The following is a 17358-nucleotide window of genomic DNA, read 5'->3' as shown; positions in this document are numbered from 1 at the left end:
AAGGTTCTTCAGAATTTTGCAAGAATTCCATCCAACTGTTCCAGGCTGGCGTAATGAATAACAACATTACCAGCCCCTTTTTTCCCCTGTTTGATTACAACATTGGCACCCAGCCGGGCTGACATATCTTCCTGCAGGCGCAGCAGATCCCGATCCGGAAATGATGGTTTTTTTATAGAGGATGTCTGACTCATTCGTTTGAGCAGATTTTCGGTTTCACGTACGGATAGCTGCCTTTGCATAATCAGATGCGCAATTTCCAGCTGTTTCCCGGCATCCAGTGCGAGTAGGGCACGTCCGTGCCCCATATCAATTTCTCCCTGCATAATCAGATCCTGTACCGGTGCAGCCAGATTAAGCAGGCGCAACAAATTTGAGATCGTACTGCGTGAATAACCCAATGCCTGACCAGCTGTTTGATGCGTCATACCAAATTCTTCGATCAGACGTTGAATTCCCGCCGCAGCTTCCAGAGGATTAAGATCCTCACGCTGAATATTTTCGATCAGAGAAAGCGCAAGCGCGGATTCATCCGGCACTTCGCGCACAATGGCCGGAATTTGCTCCAGTCCAGCAATCCGGGCGGCACGCCAGCGGCGTTCTCCGGCAATAATTTCATAGCCGCCTGCCACAAGCGGTCGTACCAGTATTGGCTGCATCACCCCCTGCGCCTTGATCGATTCTGCCAGATCATGCAGGGATGCTTCATCCATCCTCGTCCGGGGCTGATATTTCCCGGCTTGCAATAAATCTACAGCAAGATTTTGCAGTGAATCCGTTTCCTGGGAATTGTCCGCCAGTAGCGCGTCTAAACCTCGCCCTAATCCTCTAGGTTTTGCCATAGTCACTGTACCTAATCAAAAATATTATGGATTTCTGGCCAGATCGTCAGTTATTCCATTTCTAAATCAAAACTAACTTTGTCGGCTTCGCCTGGTCGTATTATTTATACTGTCTGCGGCTCGCCTTCGTGTCATTTTTGATTTGGGAATGGAATTAGCTAGCTGTTGCCAGAATTTCGTTGGCCAATTCAAGATAAGCTCGGGCACCCCGAGATTGCCGATCGTGATAAAGCACCGGTAATCCAAACCCGGGTGCTTCTGCCAACCGGATATTACGCGGAATGATGGTCTGATAAACCTTGTTGCCAAAGTGTTGCTTCAATTGATCGGACACTTGCTGTGCCAGCAGATTGCGCGGATCAAACATGGTTCGCAGCAGGCCTTCTATCCTGATGGATGGATTAAAGCCCGTCCGCACCCTTTTGATCGTGTTGACCAGATCACTCAGGCCTTCCAGCGCATAATACTCACATTGCATGGGAATGATAACGGCGTGTGCTGCGCATAATCCGTTTAATGTCAGCAGGTTAAGGGCCGGAGGACAATCAATCAGAATAAAATCATAATCTGTCTGTATTGTCTGCAAAGCCTCCTTCAGGCGGGATTCGCGCTGTTCCAGCGACACCATTTCTACTTCTGCGCCTGCCAGTTCCTGATTGGCCGGAAGCAGGTCATATTTCCCCGGTTTTGTCGATAAACGAACCTCGGCGATAGTTTGTTCGCCCAGCAGTATTTGGTAAACGGTACGATCCAGCAGGCGTTTGTCTACGCCGCTTCCCATCGTGGTATTACCCTGTGGATCCAGGTCAACAAGCAATACCCGTTTGCCGGTATTTACCAAACTGGCAGCCAGATTAATACTGGTCGTTGTTTTACCCACCCCTCCCTTCTGGTTGGCAATGGCAAGTATCCTGGCCATTAAATTACGTTTTTGTTCTGGCAAGAAGATTAGGGAATATGCTTATGTCCCACTCAATAAACCTCATTCGGGGTGACACCGCATCACGACCAGATGACGCTTGGCTCTCAGACCGGGAACCGCAACGGGAATAATCTGCTCGACGGGAAATTCCGGAGGGAGTTGCATCAACTCCATATCCGGGAACGCTCCTTTCATGGCAATGAAGCGACAATGATCAACGTTGTTTTCACACAGATGTTTCGACAGGCGCATGAAGCGCTCGAGACTGGAAAACGCGCGTGAGATAACAGTATCTACCTTGTTTTCCGGTTTTATTTTTTCCACACGTTCTTGTCTGATTGAAACATTCTGCAAACCCAGTTCAACCACAACCTGTTGCAGAAAAGTAGCTTTCTTCTGGTTGCTTTCTACCAATACCATCTGCCATTCGGGACGTGCCAGCGCAATTGGAATACCCGGCAAGCCGGCACCACTACCGACATCAACAATATTAGGCCCACTGATATGCGGTAATACGATCAGACTGTCCAGCATATGACGAGTAATCATCGATTCGGGATTTCTCACCGAAGTCAGATTATGAGTACCGTTCCACTTTGTGATGAGCTCAATGTAGCGCAACAGCCGACTGCTTAAATGCGTTACATCAGCGGACAATTCTGAAATTGCTTCCAGGCCTTCATGCAACTGTTTTTCCAGATTCATGCGTTTTTTCCTGTTTGGCTGCCTGGCGTGCCATACCACGCTTTAGATGTACCAGCAATAAGGATATGGCTGCCGGTGTAATCCCGGAAATCCGTGTCGCCTGACCGATTGTTTCCGGTTGATGCTGATTTAATTTTTGTATGACTTCGTTGGAAAGGCCTCTCACGGCGCTGTAATCCAGGTTTTTTGGTAAAACCATGGCTTCATGCTGTGCATGACGAACCACTTCCTGTCTTTGTCGTTCTACGTAACCTTCATATTTGACATCAATTTCCAACTGTTGGGCGATCTGGCCGTCAATCAAAGGTTGTTCAACTTCAGGCAATGACACCAGTTCTGTATAACTGATTCCAGGGCGTCGTAACAGCTCATACAATGAATAAGAACGGTCATCAGATTGATCGGATGTTTGCGGTGTTTGCAATTTGTGCAAGACCCTAGCGGGCACCCAGGTACGCCGCAATCTTGCTTTTTCAATCTCGATTGCTTCCCGTCTGGCAGCAAAAATCTGCCAACGTTTCTCATCAACAAGACCAAATTGATGCCCGGCTTCTGTCAGTCGCATATCGGCATTGTCTTCCCTTAATTGCAAGCGGAATTCAGCACGGCTGGTAAACATACGGTAAGGCTCTGTTACACCACGGGTAACCAGATCATCCACTAGCACACCAAGGTAAGCCTCATCACGGCTCGGACACCAGGGTTCCTGTTCCTTTATCTTGAGACTGGCATTTAAACCGGCGAGCAGGCCCTGGGCGGCTGCTTCTTCATAGCCAGTGGTGCCATTGATCTGCCCGGCAAAAAACAGTCCGTCGATCGCTTTTGTCTCCAAGGATTTCTTGAGTGCCCGTGGATCGAAATAATCATATTCAATTGCGTAACCCGGCCGGGTTATGTGTGCATTTTCCAGGCCGGCAATTGAACGCACCAGCTCGACCTGCACATCAAAAGGAAGGCTCGTTGAAATTCCATTCGGATAAATTTCGCTGGTTTCCAGCCCTTCCGGCTCCAAAAAAACGGTATGCGAGTCTCTGTCAGAAAAACGTACTACCTTATCTTCGATCGATGGACAGTAGCGCGGCCCGATTCCTTCTATTTTCCCAGTATACAAGGGGGAGCGATCCAGCCCGGTACGAATGATTTCATGCGTTTTTTCATTGGTGCGTGTCATCCAGCATGACACCTGTCGCGGGTGTTGCGCAGTATTTCCCAGGAACGAAAATATTGGTATTGGTTCATCTCCTGGCTGCTCGCGTAGCAACTGGAAATCAATAGTGCGTGCATCAATACGGGGCGGCGTGCCGGTTTTAAGTCTTCCCACCGACAGATTCATTTCACGCAAGCGGTGCGCAAGCCTGATTGATGCAGGATCACCCGCCCTGCCTGCCTGAAAATTCTGGTCGCCGACATGCGCCAGGCCGCCCAAAAAGGTACCAACCGTCAACACTACAGCGCGCGCCGAGAAGGTAATTCCAAGATGGGTGACAACGCCTGTAATCTTGTCACCCTGCAGCAGCAGATCATCAACAGTAGATTGCAATATCAGCAGATTAGGTTGTGCTTCCAGCCGTTTGCGTATGGCCTGACGGTACAGTACACGATCGGCCTGGGCGCGTGTTGCTCGAACCGCTGGGCCTTTGCTTGAATTGAGTGTGCGAAACTGGATGCCTGCTTCATCAATTGCTGCAGCCATAGCCCCCCCCAGCGCATCAATTTCCTTAACCAGATGGCCTTTGCCGATTCCTCCAATGGATGGATTGCACGACATCTGCCCTAATGTGTCCAGATTTTGTGTCAGTAGTAATGTTTTTTGACCTGTGCGTGCAGCTGCCAGAGCTGCTTCCGTTCCGGCATGTCCGCCACCAACAACGATAATGTCAAAATCTCTTGAAAAATGCATAAATATGGATTGCCAGTTGCGCAGCACGTCTAAACAGATTTAGACAGCCGTATGGTGAAGATTGCTTGTGGAATTAGCGGTATTTTATATGAAATTGATCAGACTGACACCAATATGCCGTTAATCAGGATTTTCAGCATGATCACCTACCCAGCAGTGACTGCAAGACAATGCTGAGTTGACGGATGTGAAGTAAAGGCAAGGTGGCAATTCAAAGATGTTTCACGTGAAACATCTTTGCGGTAAGCACGTTATGAGCGCCTCTAAAAATTCCGTGTGCGGAATGAAGCAGCCTGGTATACCAAACGGATAGACGCGACAGTGAATATTACACGGCCACGATTCATCTAAAAATCAGTTTTGGAGGTGCCTTTAGGAGATGTCAAGCCATCTGGCCTTTGGGGTCATAAAGTGTGATATGCCCTGCCGCACTATGCAGTGCATAGAGTGTCTGTCGTGTGTATTGTAACCAGGTGGAAATAATATTTGCATTCGTTTGATTATGCTGACGAGCAAGACGGGTGAGGTTAAGCAGCTCTTCCCAGTCGCGGGTAACAGCTGATTCTGAATGATTGGCAGTCAGCCAGGCGTTTATTTCTAACGTACCACCAGAGAAACCAGCCGCAGCCAGAAGCTGGTTAAGCTGTGCATCCAATCGTGAGAGCTGATTCACAACCCGGTCTTTGTCGGCGACCAGCGAGGCTAGATCATCAATGCTTCCTGAAGCTAGCAGATTTCGTTCATGTTCAAGAAGTGCAAGAAATAAGTGAGTGCTTTCCAACTGAAGTCGCAAAGTAGATGCTGGCGTATCACCTTTCTGCAGAATTGCCTGAGGATTGCCGTCCATTTCAGGTTGAACGTTTGCTTTGAATCAGTTCTTTCACAGTTTCCAGCAAGCGATCCGCAACCACATCGGGATTCACCTTGAAACGACCTTCGCTGATGGCTTGCTTGATTTCAGCAACTTTCGCAGCATTAACAGCTTCGTTACCAGCATCCGATACCTGAGTCCCCGTTGAAAGTGTGCTGATATGTACGCTGTCATTTTTACCTGCAGCACTCACTTTGGCATTATCCGTTCTGTCCACTTTTTTTTGAGCTACCCCGGCAGCAAGCTCTGTACGTCCCGGAGATATCTGATTTATTTTCACGACGGAATTCCTTCTAAAATAAATATTCGCATATGTTACGCTCGTCTAACGGCTATCCATCCCGGAACTTTAGTAAAACCGGAATATTTTTTTGTCATTTTTGGTAACGGCATAGTTGCGTTGTGTCATTACAAATGAAAACGGCCCGAAGAATAAATATTCTGGTCAACCGGACGATATTTATCGTTGCGATATTCCATTTTTTTCTTCGATGCGATTGTCTGTTGTCACTACGCTACAATACCGCATTATTACAGCTTGAACTTTGATCCTTGTCATAATGCCTTTCCATCCCGTTATACTCTGGACAGACGCTCTGATTTATCTGCTGCTGGCAACAGGTATTATTCTTGGTATTTATGCCAGGCGGCATGAGCACATGCTGGCTTCCTGGCGTAAGGTTATACACAGCGCCAGCGGAATGTCTGCGCTGACTATCCTGCTATGCTTCATCCTGATCGGATTGCTCGACACGATTCATTTTCGCCCGGTTCTGGAACAAACCCGCGCCACCGGGGAAAATATTTATAGTGCTGAAGTACTCAGTTTGTTCGATCTATTGTCCGCTCCGCTACGGTCACAGATGGAAAAAACCTACTCCGCCCCCCTGTCTGCCTACCTTTACACAAAACAGATGATCATCACCACTGAAGGGGAGCAAGTATGGGATTTTGCCCGATTAACCTTTGGCGGTGCACATTTGAATGATCCCAAAACGGAACTGACCGGCGATATCTGGTGGCGATCTGTTTCGGGAGCGGGGGCAGGATTGCTGATCTGGGCCGGGTTAATTCTCGGCTTGGGCAGTATGCAGGCAAAGCGTTATCGCACTTCATTTTTTCGTATACAAACAGCGATATGGCACGGTGCAACTGAAGTTCCCTGGCGCGCCATATTGATCACGCTGGCTGTTATTCTGGCCATGGGTGGCGCTGTCGCAGCACTGATTACACACTACCATGTCCTGGGAACAGACAAGGTAGGTCAAGATGTTTTGTACCTGTCACTTAAAAGTATCCGCACCGGGCTTATCATCGGAACGCTGACAACCCTGATCATGCTGCCGTTCGCCCTGCTGCTGGGAATTGCAGCAGGTTATTTTCGCGGTTGGGTCGATGATGTTATCCAGTACGTTTACACCACGCTTAGCTCCATCCCCAGCGTATTGCTGATTGCAGCCGCCGTGTTGATGATGCAGGTTTATATTGAAACGCATGCTGATTTGCTCGATACAACCGCCGCACGCGCTGATCTGCGCCTGCTGTTTCTTTGTATTATCCTGGGTATCACCAGCTGGACGGGGCTGTGCAGAGTATTGCGCGGTGAGACACTTAAATTGCGTGAAATGGAATATATCCAGGCAGCACATGCGTTTGGTGTCTCTCATTGGCGCATTATCACTCGCCATATTTTGCCGAATGTCGTCCATATTGTATTGATTACCACCGTAATGGATTTCAGCAGTCTGGTACTGGCCGAGGCCGTTCTTTCCTATGTCGGTGTGGGTGTAGATCCCTCCACCATCAGCTTTGGAACAATGATCAATGCCTCCAGGCTGGAGATGGCGCGTGAACCGATGGTCTGGTGGACATTATTTGCAGCATTCACCTTCATGCTCGCACTGGTATTGAGCGCCAATCTTTTTTCAGATGCGGTACAAAATGCATTCAATCCGCACCGCCGAACCCTCCGCGATGATTCAGCCAGATATCTCAAGAATCAGGATGAAACAGAAGAAACGACATCCTCAGACAAAAATGCATCTCGCACATGAGTGCATTACTTGAAATTAACGCGCTTAAAGTGCGGTTACATACCGGTCAGCAGCCGGTACGTGCCGTGGATGGATTATCACTTGCCATTCAGCCGGGCGAAACATTTGCATTATTGGGAGAATCCGGTTGTGGAAAATCCATGACTGCTCTAGCTATCATGCGCCTGTTGCCGGAAGCTGGAGAAATCACGCATGGCAGTATCCGCTTGAATAGTGATGAACTGCTGGCTTTGCCGGAATCCGCCATGCGCGAGGTGCGCGGCAATCGTATCGGCATGATTTTCCAGGAACCGATGTTGAGCCTGAACCCGGTCATGACCACCGGCGCACAAATTGAAGAAGTGTTACTGCAACATTCCAATCTGCATGGCACAGCGGCACAAACTCGCATTCTGGAGCTCCTGCGTCAGGTTGGTATTCCCGATCCAGCGCGTCGTATCAAGGAATATCCGTTCCAGTTCTCGGGCGGCATGAAACAGCGCGTCATGATTGCTATGGCACTGGCAAGCAAACCAGAGCTGCTGATTGCGGATGAACCCACAACTGCACTGGATGTCACGATTCAGGCACAGGTACTGGATCTCATGCGCAATTTGCAGCGACAGGAGAACATGGCCATTCTTCTGATCACCCATGATCTGGGCGTGGTCGCAGAAATGGCGCAGCGCATTGCCGTGATGTACGCCGGAGAAATCATTGAAACCGCAGACCGGGAAAGTTTTTTTCAATCACCGGCCCATCCTTATTCCCATAAATTATTCGCTGCGTTGCCAACGAGAAAAAAACGCAATCAGAAACTGGTCGTCATTCGGGGAAGCGTGCCAGCCCTTTCGCATATTTTTACCGGCTGCCGCTTTGCTGATCGTTGCGATTATGCCTGGGAAAAATGTCACAAGATTATTCCACCCTGGGTGGAGATTTCACCTCAACACCGTGTCCGATGTCATCTTTATCCGGAACATTCCGTGGAATCATTGCCCAACATCGCTCATGTAACAACTGACAATCTTCCAGTCAGTGTTGATGCCCCTGGTTTGAGTTCAGACAACCTTCTGTTGAACGTGAATGATCTGAAAGTGCATTTCCCGGTGCACAAGGGGTTATTCAAGCGAGCAGCAGGCTATATCAAAGCGGTTGATGGTGTGTCACTGCAAATTAATCACGGCAAAACACTGGCACTGGTGGGAGAATCCGGTTGCGGCAAAACCACGGTGGGTAAAGGTATTATGCAACTCATCCCGGTTACATCAGGCAGCATCCGCGTACAGGATGAAGAGCTATCGGAACTGAATCGCAAGCAATTGCTAAAAAAGCGCTCCGAATTCCAGATCATCTTCCAGGATCCTTATTCATCACTTAATCCGCGCATGCGCATTATTGAGATTATCGAAGAAGGCATGCAGGCACTTGGCCGGTACTCGGATAAATTAGCCACACGCAAAAAGAATGAACACAACATTGATACCCTGCTGATGCAGGTGGGTTTACCTGCGGAAGCCAAATGGCGCTATCCGCACGAATTTTCCGGTGGCCAACGTCAGCGGATTGCCATTGCACGTGCGCTGGCAGTTAATCCACAGCTGCTGATCTGTGATGAACCAACCAGTGCACTGGATGTTTCGGTACAGGCACAAATCCTCAATCTGTTGAAAACACTACAACAGGAACGAAAACTTGCTTATCTGCTGATCACCCATAATATAGCTGTCGTGGATTATCTTGCGGATGAAGTAGCCGTCATGTATCTGGGCAGAATTGTAGAAAACGGGCGCACTGAAGAAGTGCTGGATGCCCCCAAACATCCCTACACCCAGGCGCTGTTGTCTGCGGTGCCAATATATGAACCTGGTACCCAACGTGAAGTCATACGCTTGCAAGGTGAACCACCTTCACCAGCCGATGTACCGCAAGGTTGTTATTTTCATCCGCGTTGTCCGCATGTCATGCCGATCTGCCGGGAAGTTTATCCCGCAGTCAGCCGGTTCAGCGCTACCCACACCACTTATTGCCATCTTTATCACTCAGTTTCTCAGGAACCACAGGATTTTCAATGACGATCGATCATGAGGTTAAACGTCGTCGGACGTTTGCCATTATTTCCCATCCGGACGCCGGTAAAACCACGCTGACGGAAAAATTACTGCTGTTTGCCGGCGCCATTCACATTGCTGGTAGTGTCAAGGCGCGCAAAGCCAGCCGCCATGCCACTTCTGACTGGATGGAAATCGAAAAACAGCGCGGTATCTCTGTTGCCAGCTCTGTCATGCAGATGGAGTATCGGGGTTGTGTCATCAACTTGCTGGATACGCCAGGCCACCAGGATTTTTCCGAAGACACCTACCGCGTGCTGACTGCTGTCGATGCGGCACTAATGGTCATCGACGCCGCCAACGGCGTGGAATCACAAACCTTGCGTTTGCTGCAGGTCTGCCGCGCCCGCAACACCCCGATCATTACCTTCGTCAACAAACTGGATCGGGAAGTGCGCGAACCACTCGATCTGATTGATGAAATCGAACGCACGCTGGGAATGGACGTAGTTCCGTTCACCTGGCCAGTCGGCTCGGGTAAACTCTTTCACGGCGTGTACGATCTACGGCACAAACTAATGCGCGTCTTTCGGCCCGGCATGGATCATACCGAGCAGGAAGATACAACCCTCATTACCGATCTGAGCGATCCGGCAGTTACAAAACGCTTCGGAACAAACCTGGAACAGGCTCGGCAGGAAATTGATCTGATCAATGGTGCAGCACCGGAATTTGATCAGGCAGCGTTTCTTGCCGGACAGCAAACACCCGTATTTTTTGGCTCGGCAATCAACAATTTCGGCGTACAGGAAGTGCTGGATACACTGGTTGATCTGGCGCCACCACCCGGTACACGCAAGGCCATTCAGCGAGAAATCCTGCCGACTGAAAAGAAATTTTCCGGGGTGGTTTTCAAGATTCAGGCAAACATGAATCCTGCTCATCGAGACCGCATTGCCTTTGTGCGTATCTGCTCAGGTGAATTCAGGCGCGGAATGAGTCTCAAAGTAGTACGCAGCGGTAAGGATGTGCGCACCAGCACGGTAGTTTCCTTTCTTTCACAACGGCGTGAATTGCTGGAAACAGCTTACGCAGGCGATATTATCGGCATCCCCAATCATGGGACGCTACAACTAGCCGATACCCTGACCGAGGGAGACAATCTGCAATTCACCGGCTTGCCATTTTTTGCCCCCGAAATTTTCCAGACAGTCGAAATTGCCGATCCATTACGCAGCAAGCAGCTCAAGCTGGGATTGACTCAACTGGGTGAAGAAGGCGCCATCCAGGTGTTCCGTCCGCATCTGGGCAGCATCCTGTTGTTGGGCGCGGTGGGTCAGCTGCAGTTTGAAGTCGTCACTCACCGTCTCAAGCATGAATATGGCGTCGAGACACGTATTGCCCCTGCCAAATACCAGCTGGCAAGATGGGTGACCGCTGAAACCTCACGGGAATTACAGCGCTTCATCGATACCAACGCGCACCGTATTGCTTACGATGCGGTAGATGCCCCTACTTTCCTTGCCTCGTTTTCTGCTGAAATCAGCGTGGCTGAAGAAAACTGGCCTGGTATCCGCTTCCACAAGATGCGCGAACACGCTGGCCTGATGTTTCAGACAGCGAGCTAATTTACCAACAGAATCAACCCAATCCACATTAAAAAACCACTTGGGCAGCAGATGATTTAATTCACCTGCTGCCTTTCCCCCGATTTGTTTTCCCTGTTCCCAAACAGCTCCAACGATAAACAGGCTCTCAACATTCTCTCACCCGGCTTTCTCTCCAGGATTATCTGATTAGCCGCCTAAATCGTTGCTTGTTTACGACATCGATTTCAGAGTGAACACGGATAATCCCGGTTCATCGAGAGGAATCCGCTATGGCAGACGATAACGATCTTGAACGTACTGAACCCGCTTCCCCCAGGCGTCTGGAAAAAGCCCGGGAGGAGGGGCAGGTAGCGCGTTCGCAGGAATTAACCACGTTCACAATGCTGATGGCAGCTTCCGGCAGCTTGTGGATAATCGGTTCGCTTATCATTCAGAAATTGTCTGCCCTGTTGGAAAGCGGCCTGCAAATAGAACGGGAAATTGCGTTCAATCCAGCGTTATTGTTGCCGAGGTTGTTTCAACTGGCGCTTGATGGGCTATTGGCCATCGCGCCTTTACTGGGATGGCTGGTGATTGTGGCGCTGGTATCGCCCATGCTGTTAAGCGGATGGCTGTTCAGCTCCAAGGCGTTGTTTCCCGACTTCAAACGTCTCAATCCAGTTAATGGCTTTAAAAGGATATTTTCATCACACGGCCTGATTGAACTGGTCAAGGCAATAGCCAAGGTTGCAGTCATTGGTGGCGTTGCAGCCGGGATTATCTGGAGTTACAAACAAGATGTGCTTGATCTGATTGGTATGCCGCTGGACACAGGGCTAACCAGCATGGGCAGACTGATTGGCCTGACCTTTATGCTGATTGTTGGTGCCATGCTGCTGCTCGTCGTGATTGATGTGCCTTTTCAGCTTTGGAATCACGCACGCCAGTTACGGATGTCCAAAGAAGATCTGCGCAAGGAAGCCAAGGAGGATGAAGGTGATCCCCAGGTCAAGGCGCGCATCCGCAGTATGCAGCGTGAAATGGCACGCCGACGCATGATGGCAGAAGTACCCAGGGCAGATGTCGTGGTGACCAACCCGACGCACTACGCCGTCGCATTGAAGTATCAGGATCACTCAATGCGTGCACCGAAAGTAGTGGCAAAAGGGTCGCAACTGATCGCCGCCCGCATTCGTGAATTGGCAGATGAACACCATATTCCGGTGCTGGAAGTGCCGCCGCTGGCACGGGCACTGTATCACCACGTGGAACTGGATACCGAGATTCCCGAGACGCTCTATACCGCGGTAGCGCATGTGTTGGCCTACGTTTTCCAGCTGAGAAGATATCAGACGGCGGGTGGTACCGCGCCACAACTATCACCGGAGATAGCGGTGCCAGTGGAACTGGATCATGCCTGAAACAGATTTACAGGTGAATAAATACCTATTATTGGAATGAATGCTGAATGAATAATATTCTAGCTTTAGCAACCCTGGTACGAGACGGCCAAATGCGTAGCCTGGCCGGGCCGATGCTGATCATCATGATCCTGTCGATGATGGTGCTGCCACTGCCACCATTCGTCCTGGATGTGCTGTTTACGTTCAACATCGCGCTGGCAGTGATCGTGCTGCTGGTGAGCCTTTATTCGCGTGATGCACTCGAATTTGCAGTTTTCCCCACCGTTTTGCTGATCACGACACTGTTGCGACTTTCACTCAATGTCGCCTCAACCAGGGTAGTGCTGATGCATGGTCATAACGGCCCGGACGCCGCTGGCAAGGTTATCGAGGCATTCGGCCATTTTCTGGTGGGTGGGAACTATGCAGTGGGTCTGGTGGTGTTCATCATTCTGATTGTGATCAATTTCGTCGTCATTACCAAGGGGGCCGGGCGTATTGCAGAAGTCAGCGCCCGCTTCACCCTGGATGCCATCCCCGGAAAACAAATGGCAATTGATGCTGATCTCAATGCCGGGCTGATTCGGGAAGATGAAGCGCGTACGCGGCGCGAACGGGTTGCGCAGGAAGCTAATTTCTACGGTTCAATGGATGGTGCCAGCAAATTCGTGCGAGGCGATGCGATTGCCGGCATTCTGATCATGCTGATCACCATTATCGGTGGCCTGATCGTGGGCGTGCTGCAACATGATATGAACATGGGGGATGCCGCCAAAAACTACACGCTGCTGACCATCGGCGACGGACTGGTAGCACAGATTCCTGCACTCATCATTTCTACTGCCGCTGGTCTGGTGGTCAGCCGGGTTAGCACCGATGAAGACCTCGGTCAACAATTTGTGAGCCAGCTATTCAACAAGCCACGGGCACTATGGCTGACAGCGGGTATCCTCGGCGCGCTGGGCCTGGTGCCTGGTATGCCGAATTTTGTTTTTCTGCTGCTGGCTGGAATGATCGGTACGCTTGCCTATTATGTATCCAGCCGTGCCACTTCGTCGGATGCCAAACTGGAAGAGCCGGAAGTCGTTACCACTGAAACACAGGATGCCAGTTGGGAAGATGTGGTTCAGGTTGATACGCTCGGGCTGGAAGTAGGCTATCGTCTCATCCCGCTGGTGGATAAACACCGCCAGGGTGATCTGCTGAAACGCATCAACAGCATCCGCAAGAAATTTGCCCAGGAAATCGGCTTTCTCCCGCCAGTAGTACATATTCGGGATAACCTGGAATTACGCCCCAATGGCTACCGCATCACCATGAAAGGTTCGGTAATCGGCCAGGGAGAATCCTACAACGGCATGCATCTGGCGATTAATCCCGGCGAGGTCACCATGGTGTTGCCGGGTAACCGTACTGAAGATCCGGCATTCGGGCTGCCCGCCGTCTGGATCGAAACAGAACAGCGTGAACTGGCACAAACCAGCGGCTATACCGTAGTTGATGCCAGCACGGTCGTTACAACACACCTGAATCATCTGATCCGTATGCATGCCTCCGAACTGCTCGGACGGGAAGAATTGCAGAAGTTGCTTGATCATCTGGGGCAAAGAATTCCCAAGCTGACGGATGATCTGATTCCCAAATTGCTGCCACTGGCAACGGTACAAAAAATATTGCAACACCTGCTGGAAGAAGGTGTGAATATCCGCGATATGCGCACCATTATTGACACGTTGACCGAACATGCAGGGCGCACCCAGGATGTCAGTGAACTGCTGGCGCTGGTGAGAGTAGCGTTGGGCCGGATGATCGTGGAGCAATGTTTCCCGTCTGACGCCGAAATGCAGGTCATGAGTTTGCACCCTGAACTGGAAAATATCCTGATACAGGTGGTGCAATCCGATCCAGTGGCAGACGGCGGCATCGAACCTGGCCTGGCCGACACCCTGACACGTGAAGCCAGCAGCTCGGTCAAGCGGCTGGAACAGCTCGGATTACCGGTTGTGCTGGTAGTACCGGACGCAATCCGCCTGCTGTTGTCTCGTTTCCTGCGTCGATCGCTGCCTCAATTAAGGGTGCTGGCTCATTCCGAGATCTCGGATACCAGAAAAATAAAATTCATATCGATCATTGGAGGTAACAAAAAATGAAAGTAAGAAAATTTCTAGCCGCCACCTCCCATGAGGTGTTACGCAAGGTCAAGGAAGAGCTCGGCGCGGATGCCGTGATTTTGTCAAACAAACAAGTACCAGGCGGGATTGAAATCATGGCGCTGGCCGGCAAGGATATATCCATGCTCACCAGCGATACGCCGCACGAGGTGACTGCGCCTTCTTCAGCGGTTAGGCCAACTGCTTCCCCCCGGCACAAATCTGCTTCCGGAACAGAGCAGACAGCGACTATCCACAAACAGCCGGAAACACAACCGCCTGCGGCGGACAGCCCGGGCGCGCACATCATCCAGGAAATCCAGGCCATGCGGCAAATGCTGGAAGAGCAACTGACCACCATGGGTTGGAGTAATTTTTCACAACGGGATCCGGGTGGCATGAAAGTGCTACGCACGCTGTTAAGTGCAGGCTTCAGCCCGCTACTGTCACGTCACTTGCTGGAAAAATTGCCGGCTGACCGTGATTTCGAGCAAAGCCTGAAAAAAACCATCTCACTGCTCACGCTTAATTTACGCACCGCAACCGGTGACGAAATCATTGAACAAGGCGGCGTGTATGCACTGATCGGGCCAACCGGTGTCGGTAAAACTACCACTACGGCAAAACTGGCTGCACGCGCTGTTATCCGGCACGGTGCTGACAAAGTGGCACTGCTGACCACTGACAGCTACCGTATCGGTGGACACGAACAACTGCGCATTTACGGCAAGCTGCTGGGGGTATCGGTACGCAGCATCAAGGATATTGAGGATCTGCAGTTAATGCTGCACGAACTGCGCGGCAAACACATGGTACTGATTGATACCGTTGGTATGAGCCAGCGCGATCAGATGCTGGCCGAACAGATCGCCATGCTGAGCCAATGTGGTACAAAAATAAAGCACCTGCTGTTACTCAATGCAACCAGCAGCGGCGATACGCTGGACGAAGTTATTTCCGCCTACCAAAAACATAGTATTCATGGCTGCATCATTACCAAGGTGGATGAATCAGCCAGTTTAGGCATTGCATTGGATGCAATCATCCGGCGCAAACTGGTGCTGCATTACGTCACCAATGGCCAGAAGGTTCCGGAAGATCTGCATGAAGCCAGTTCCCGCTACCTGTTGCACCGTATTTTCAAGCCTTCTCCAGAAAATTCCCCCTTCTCATTACAAGACCCGGAATTTGCATTGATTATGGCGAGCAGTGCCGGTGATCAACCAGCTATCAGACAACCGGAACGTGCCGAGGCAGATCATGGCTGAGGTTAGGAAAGACCAGGCATCCGGCCTGCGCGAGCTATCTGCGCTGGCCTCCAATACCGGGGTGCGCGTGTTTGCTGTCGCCGGTGGACGAACGGGTGTCGGCAAAACCTGTACAGTCATTAATTTGGCTGCAGCATTGGCAAAAACAGGCAAACATGTGCTGATTCTGGATGAAAATCCGCGCCACAAAGACGTCAACGCCAATCTTGGTCTGAATGCGCGTTACGATTTACTGCACGTTATCAATCAGGATAAAACGCTTGAACAGGTGATGACACAAGGGCCGGAAGGTGTAATGGTTTTAACAGCAATGCGTGGCATTCACTCGCTGGCAAAACTTTCACTCGCTGATCAGGAACGGTTTATTCAATGCTTCAGTGAACTTTCCCAGTCGGTGGATATTGTGCTGATCGATACCGCCATCGGGAAAAGCAGCCGGGTTGTGCCACTGAGCCTGGCTTCCCAACAGGTGCTGATCGTACTCTCCGGTTCTGGTACCGCCATTACCGATGCGTATGCACTGATCAAGCTCATCAGTCAGGAATATGCCCGGCGCAATTTCCTGGTGCTGGTCAACAAAGTGGAATCAGAAAACATCGGGCGCGATATTTTCGACAACATTGCCAGCGTTGCCCAAAAGAACCTGGCCGTCAGACTGGAGTGGATGGGATGCATTCTGCTGGATGACAAACTGCACCGTTCCACCCAGCTTTGCCAGCCGGTAGTGGAAATTTTTCCGGCATCCAGATCAGCTGCAGGTTACCGGCAACTGGCTGAGAAACTGATGCAATGCACGGGAGCCTGGACAGATAACGACGGCGTGGAAAATTTCATGCGCAGACTGATACGAACCAGTCATCTTGATACGGCAGATTTTACGGTGTGAGTGAACCTATGTATACCGAAGCAGGAACCATTGATAAAGACCAGTTTATTACTGAATTTACACCACTGGTCAAGCGGATTGCCTACCATATGATGGCCAGGCTGCCAGCCAGCGTTCAGGTGGATGATCTGATCCAGGCGGGAATGATCGGGCTACTGGATGCCATCAATCGTTATGAAGGTTCCTACGGACGTCAGTTTGAAAGCTACGCCGCCCAGCGTATCCGTGGCTCGATGCTAGACGAACTGCGGGAGGCGGACTGGCTGCCCCGCAGCTTGCGTAGGAAAATGCGTCAGATCGAAACCGCTATGCGCACACTGGAACAACGCCTTGGCTGTCCGCCTAACGAACAGGAAATTGCGGATGAACTTAACCTGCCACTGGCCGAGTATCAGGAAATGCTGCAAGAAGCAGGGGGCGGGCAACTGATCTATTACGAAGATTTTCAGGTAGATGAAGAAGATCATTTTCTTGATCATCTGTGTAATGACCAGGGTAACGAACCACTGGATCAACTGCTGGAAAAAAATCTGAGAGAACTGCTGGTCGCCGCCATCGAAAAACTGCCCGCCAAGGAAAAACTGGTCATGGGTATGTACTACGAGCAGGAAATGAACCTGCGCGAAATCGGCGATGTGCTGGGCGTCAGCGAATCACGCATCTGCCAGCTTCACACCCAGGCCATCTCGCGTTTAAGAACTCGCCTGCGGGATAAATAATCCCCTCTGAAAGCCGGTC

At 50.6% G+C, this 17358-nt stretch carries 14 protein-coding genes; 8 read left to right on the top strand and 6 right to left on the bottom strand.

The window, feature by feature from the left end; all coding sequences use genetic code 11:
- Positions 1–8 precede the first annotated feature (8 nt).
- The 6 genes from BM331_RS07285 to flgM all read right to left on the bottom strand — a co-directional run bounded on the left by BM331_RS07285 (position 9) and on the right by flgM (position 5520).
- Positions 9–842: a ParB/RepB/Spo0J family partition protein gene (locus tag BM331_RS07285; protein ID WP_074928445.1), complete on the bottom strand. Its 834-nt coding sequence runs from the start codon at positions 840–842 to the stop codon at positions 9–11.
- A 154-nt stretch (positions 843–996) separates the two neighbouring features.
- Entirely contained in the window at positions 997–1761 is a 765-nt protein-coding gene (locus tag BM331_RS07280) for a ParA family protein (RefSeq protein WP_074928443.1), read from the bottom strand.
- Positions 1762–1824: 63 nt separating this feature from the next.
- Positions 1825–2469: a 16S rRNA (guanine(527)-N(7))-methyltransferase RsmG gene (rsmG, locus tag BM331_RS07275; RefSeq protein ID WP_074928441.1), complete on the bottom strand. Its 645-nt coding sequence runs from the start codon at positions 2467–2469 to the stop codon at positions 1825–1827.
- On the bottom strand, positions 2444–4369 hold the full coding sequence (gene mnmG / locus BM331_RS07270; RefSeq protein ID WP_074928439.1) for a tRNA uridine-5-carboxymethylaminomethyl(34) synthesis enzyme MnmG: 1926 nt from the start codon (positions 4367–4369) through the stop codon (positions 2444–2446). The genes rsmG and mnmG overlap by 26 nt, the downstream gene beginning before the upstream one ends.
- A 382-nt stretch (positions 4370–4751) precedes the next feature.
- On the bottom strand, positions 4752–5216 hold the full coding sequence (locus BM331_RS07265; RefSeq protein WP_074928437.1) for a flagella synthesis protein FlgN: 465 nt from the start codon (positions 5214–5216) through the stop codon (positions 4752–4754).
- A gap of 1 nt (position 5217) precedes the next feature.
- Positions 5218–5520 (bottom strand): flagellar biosynthesis anti-sigma factor FlgM, encoded by a 303-nt coding sequence (gene flgM / locus BM331_RS07260; RefSeq protein WP_074928436.1) that lies wholly within the window; start codon positions 5518–5520, stop codon positions 5218–5220.
- Positions 5521–5800: 280 nt separating this feature from the next.
- Between flgM and BM331_RS07255 the strand changes: the two genes are divergently transcribed.
- From BM331_RS07255 to BM331_RS07220, 8 genes are all read left to right on the top strand, one after another.
- Positions 5801–7294 carry an ABC transporter permease gene (locus tag BM331_RS07255; protein ID WP_074928434.1) on the top strand — a complete coding sequence of 498 codons (1494 nt, stop codon included), beginning with the start codon at positions 5801–5803 and terminating at the stop codon, positions 7292–7294.
- Positions 7291–9348: a dipeptide ABC transporter ATP-binding protein gene (locus BM331_RS07250; protein WP_074928432.1), complete on the top strand. Its 2058-nt coding sequence runs from the start codon at positions 7291–7293 to the stop codon at positions 9346–9348. The genes BM331_RS07255 and BM331_RS07250 overlap by 4 nt, the downstream gene beginning before the upstream one ends.
- Positions 9345–10952: a peptide chain release factor 3 gene (locus tag BM331_RS07245; protein WP_074928430.1), complete on the top strand. Its 1608-nt coding sequence runs from the start codon at positions 9345–9347 to the stop codon at positions 10950–10952. The genes BM331_RS07250 and BM331_RS07245 overlap by 4 nt, the downstream gene beginning before the upstream one ends.
- A 251-nt stretch (positions 10953–11203) precedes the next feature.
- Complete coding sequence (gene flhB / locus BM331_RS07240) at positions 11204–12334, top strand: flagellar biosynthesis protein FlhB (protein ID WP_074928429.1); 1131 nt, start codon at positions 11204–11206, stop codon at positions 12332–12334.
- A gap of 47 nt (positions 12335–12381) precedes the next feature.
- Positions 12382–14466, top strand: coding sequence for a flagellar biosynthesis protein FlhA (flhA, locus tag BM331_RS07235; protein ID WP_074928427.1), 2085 nt, complete (start codon positions 12382–12384; stop codon positions 14464–14466).
- Positions 14463–15734: a flagellar biosynthesis GTPase FlhF gene (flhF, locus tag BM331_RS07230; protein WP_074928426.1), complete on the top strand. Its 1272-nt coding sequence runs from the start codon at positions 14463–14465 to the stop codon at positions 15732–15734. Before flhA ends, flhF begins: the two co-directional genes overlap by 4 nt.
- Positions 15727–16620, top strand: coding sequence for a MinD/ParA family ATP-binding protein (locus BM331_RS07225; protein WP_011635420.1), 894 nt, complete (start codon positions 15727–15729; stop codon positions 16618–16620). The genes flhF and BM331_RS07225 overlap by 8 nt, the downstream gene beginning before the upstream one ends.
- Before the next feature lie 8 nt (positions 16621–16628).
- Positions 16629–17339 (top strand): RNA polymerase sigma factor FliA, encoded by a 711-nt coding sequence (locus BM331_RS07220; RefSeq protein WP_074928424.1) that lies wholly within the window; start codon positions 16629–16631, stop codon positions 17337–17339.
- Positions 17340–17358 lie beyond the last annotated feature (19 nt).

Source organism: Nitrosomonas eutropha, from assembly GCF_900116685.1.
GTDB lineage: Bacteria > Pseudomonadota > Gammaproteobacteria > Burkholderiales > Nitrosomonadaceae > Nitrosomonas > Nitrosomonas eutropha_A.
The sequence above is the reverse complement of the archived record's forward strand: the minus strand, read 5'-3'. Positions and strand labels throughout refer to the sequence as shown.

Excerpts from the sequence above, each read along its gene's own strand:
- BM331_RS07245 (WP_074928430.1), top strand. The coding sequence starts at position 9,345 with ATGACGATCGATCATGAGGTTAAACGTCGTCGGACGTTTGCCATTATT.
- BM331_RS07285 (WP_074928445.1), bottom strand. The coding sequence starts at position 842 with ATGGCAAAACCTAGAGGATTAGGGCGAGGTTTAGACGCGCTACTGGCG.
- BM331_RS07265 (WP_074928437.1), bottom strand. The coding sequence starts at position 5,216 with ATGGACGGCAATCCTCAGGCAATTCTGCAGAAAGGTGATACGCCAGCA.
- mnmG (WP_074928439.1), bottom strand. The coding sequence starts at position 4,369 with ATGCATTTTTCAAGAGATTTTGACATTATCGTTGTTGGTGGCGGACAT.
- BM331_RS07250 (WP_074928432.1), top strand. The coding sequence starts at position 7,291 with ATGAGTGCATTACTTGAAATTAACGCGCTTAAAGTGCGGTTACATACC.
- BM331_RS07255 (WP_074928434.1), top strand. The coding sequence starts at position 5,801 with ATGCCTTTCCATCCCGTTATACTCTGGACAGACGCTCTGATTTATCTG.
- flhB (WP_074928429.1), top strand. The coding sequence starts at position 11,204 with ATGGCAGACGATAACGATCTTGAACGTACTGAACCCGCTTCCCCCAGG.
- BM331_RS07220 (WP_074928424.1), top strand. The coding sequence starts at position 16,629 with ATGTATACCGAAGCAGGAACCATTGATAAAGACCAGTTTATTACTGAA.
- rsmG (WP_074928441.1), bottom strand. The coding sequence starts at position 2,469 with ATGAATCTGGAAAAACAGTTGCATGAAGGCCTGGAAGCAATTTCAGAA.
- BM331_RS07280 (WP_074928443.1), bottom strand. The coding sequence starts at position 1,761 with ATGGCCAGGATACTTGCCATTGCCAACCAGAAGGGAGGGGTGGGTAAA.
- flhF (WP_074928426.1), top strand. The coding sequence starts at position 14,463 with ATGAAAGTAAGAAAATTTCTAGCCGCCACCTCCCATGAGGTGTTACGC.
- BM331_RS07225 (WP_011635420.1), top strand. The coding sequence starts at position 15,727 with ATGGCTGAGGTTAGGAAAGACCAGGCATCCGGCCTGCGCGAGCTATCT.
- flhA (WP_074928427.1), top strand. The coding sequence starts at position 12,382 with ATGAATAATATTCTAGCTTTAGCAACCCTGGTACGAGACGGCCAAATG.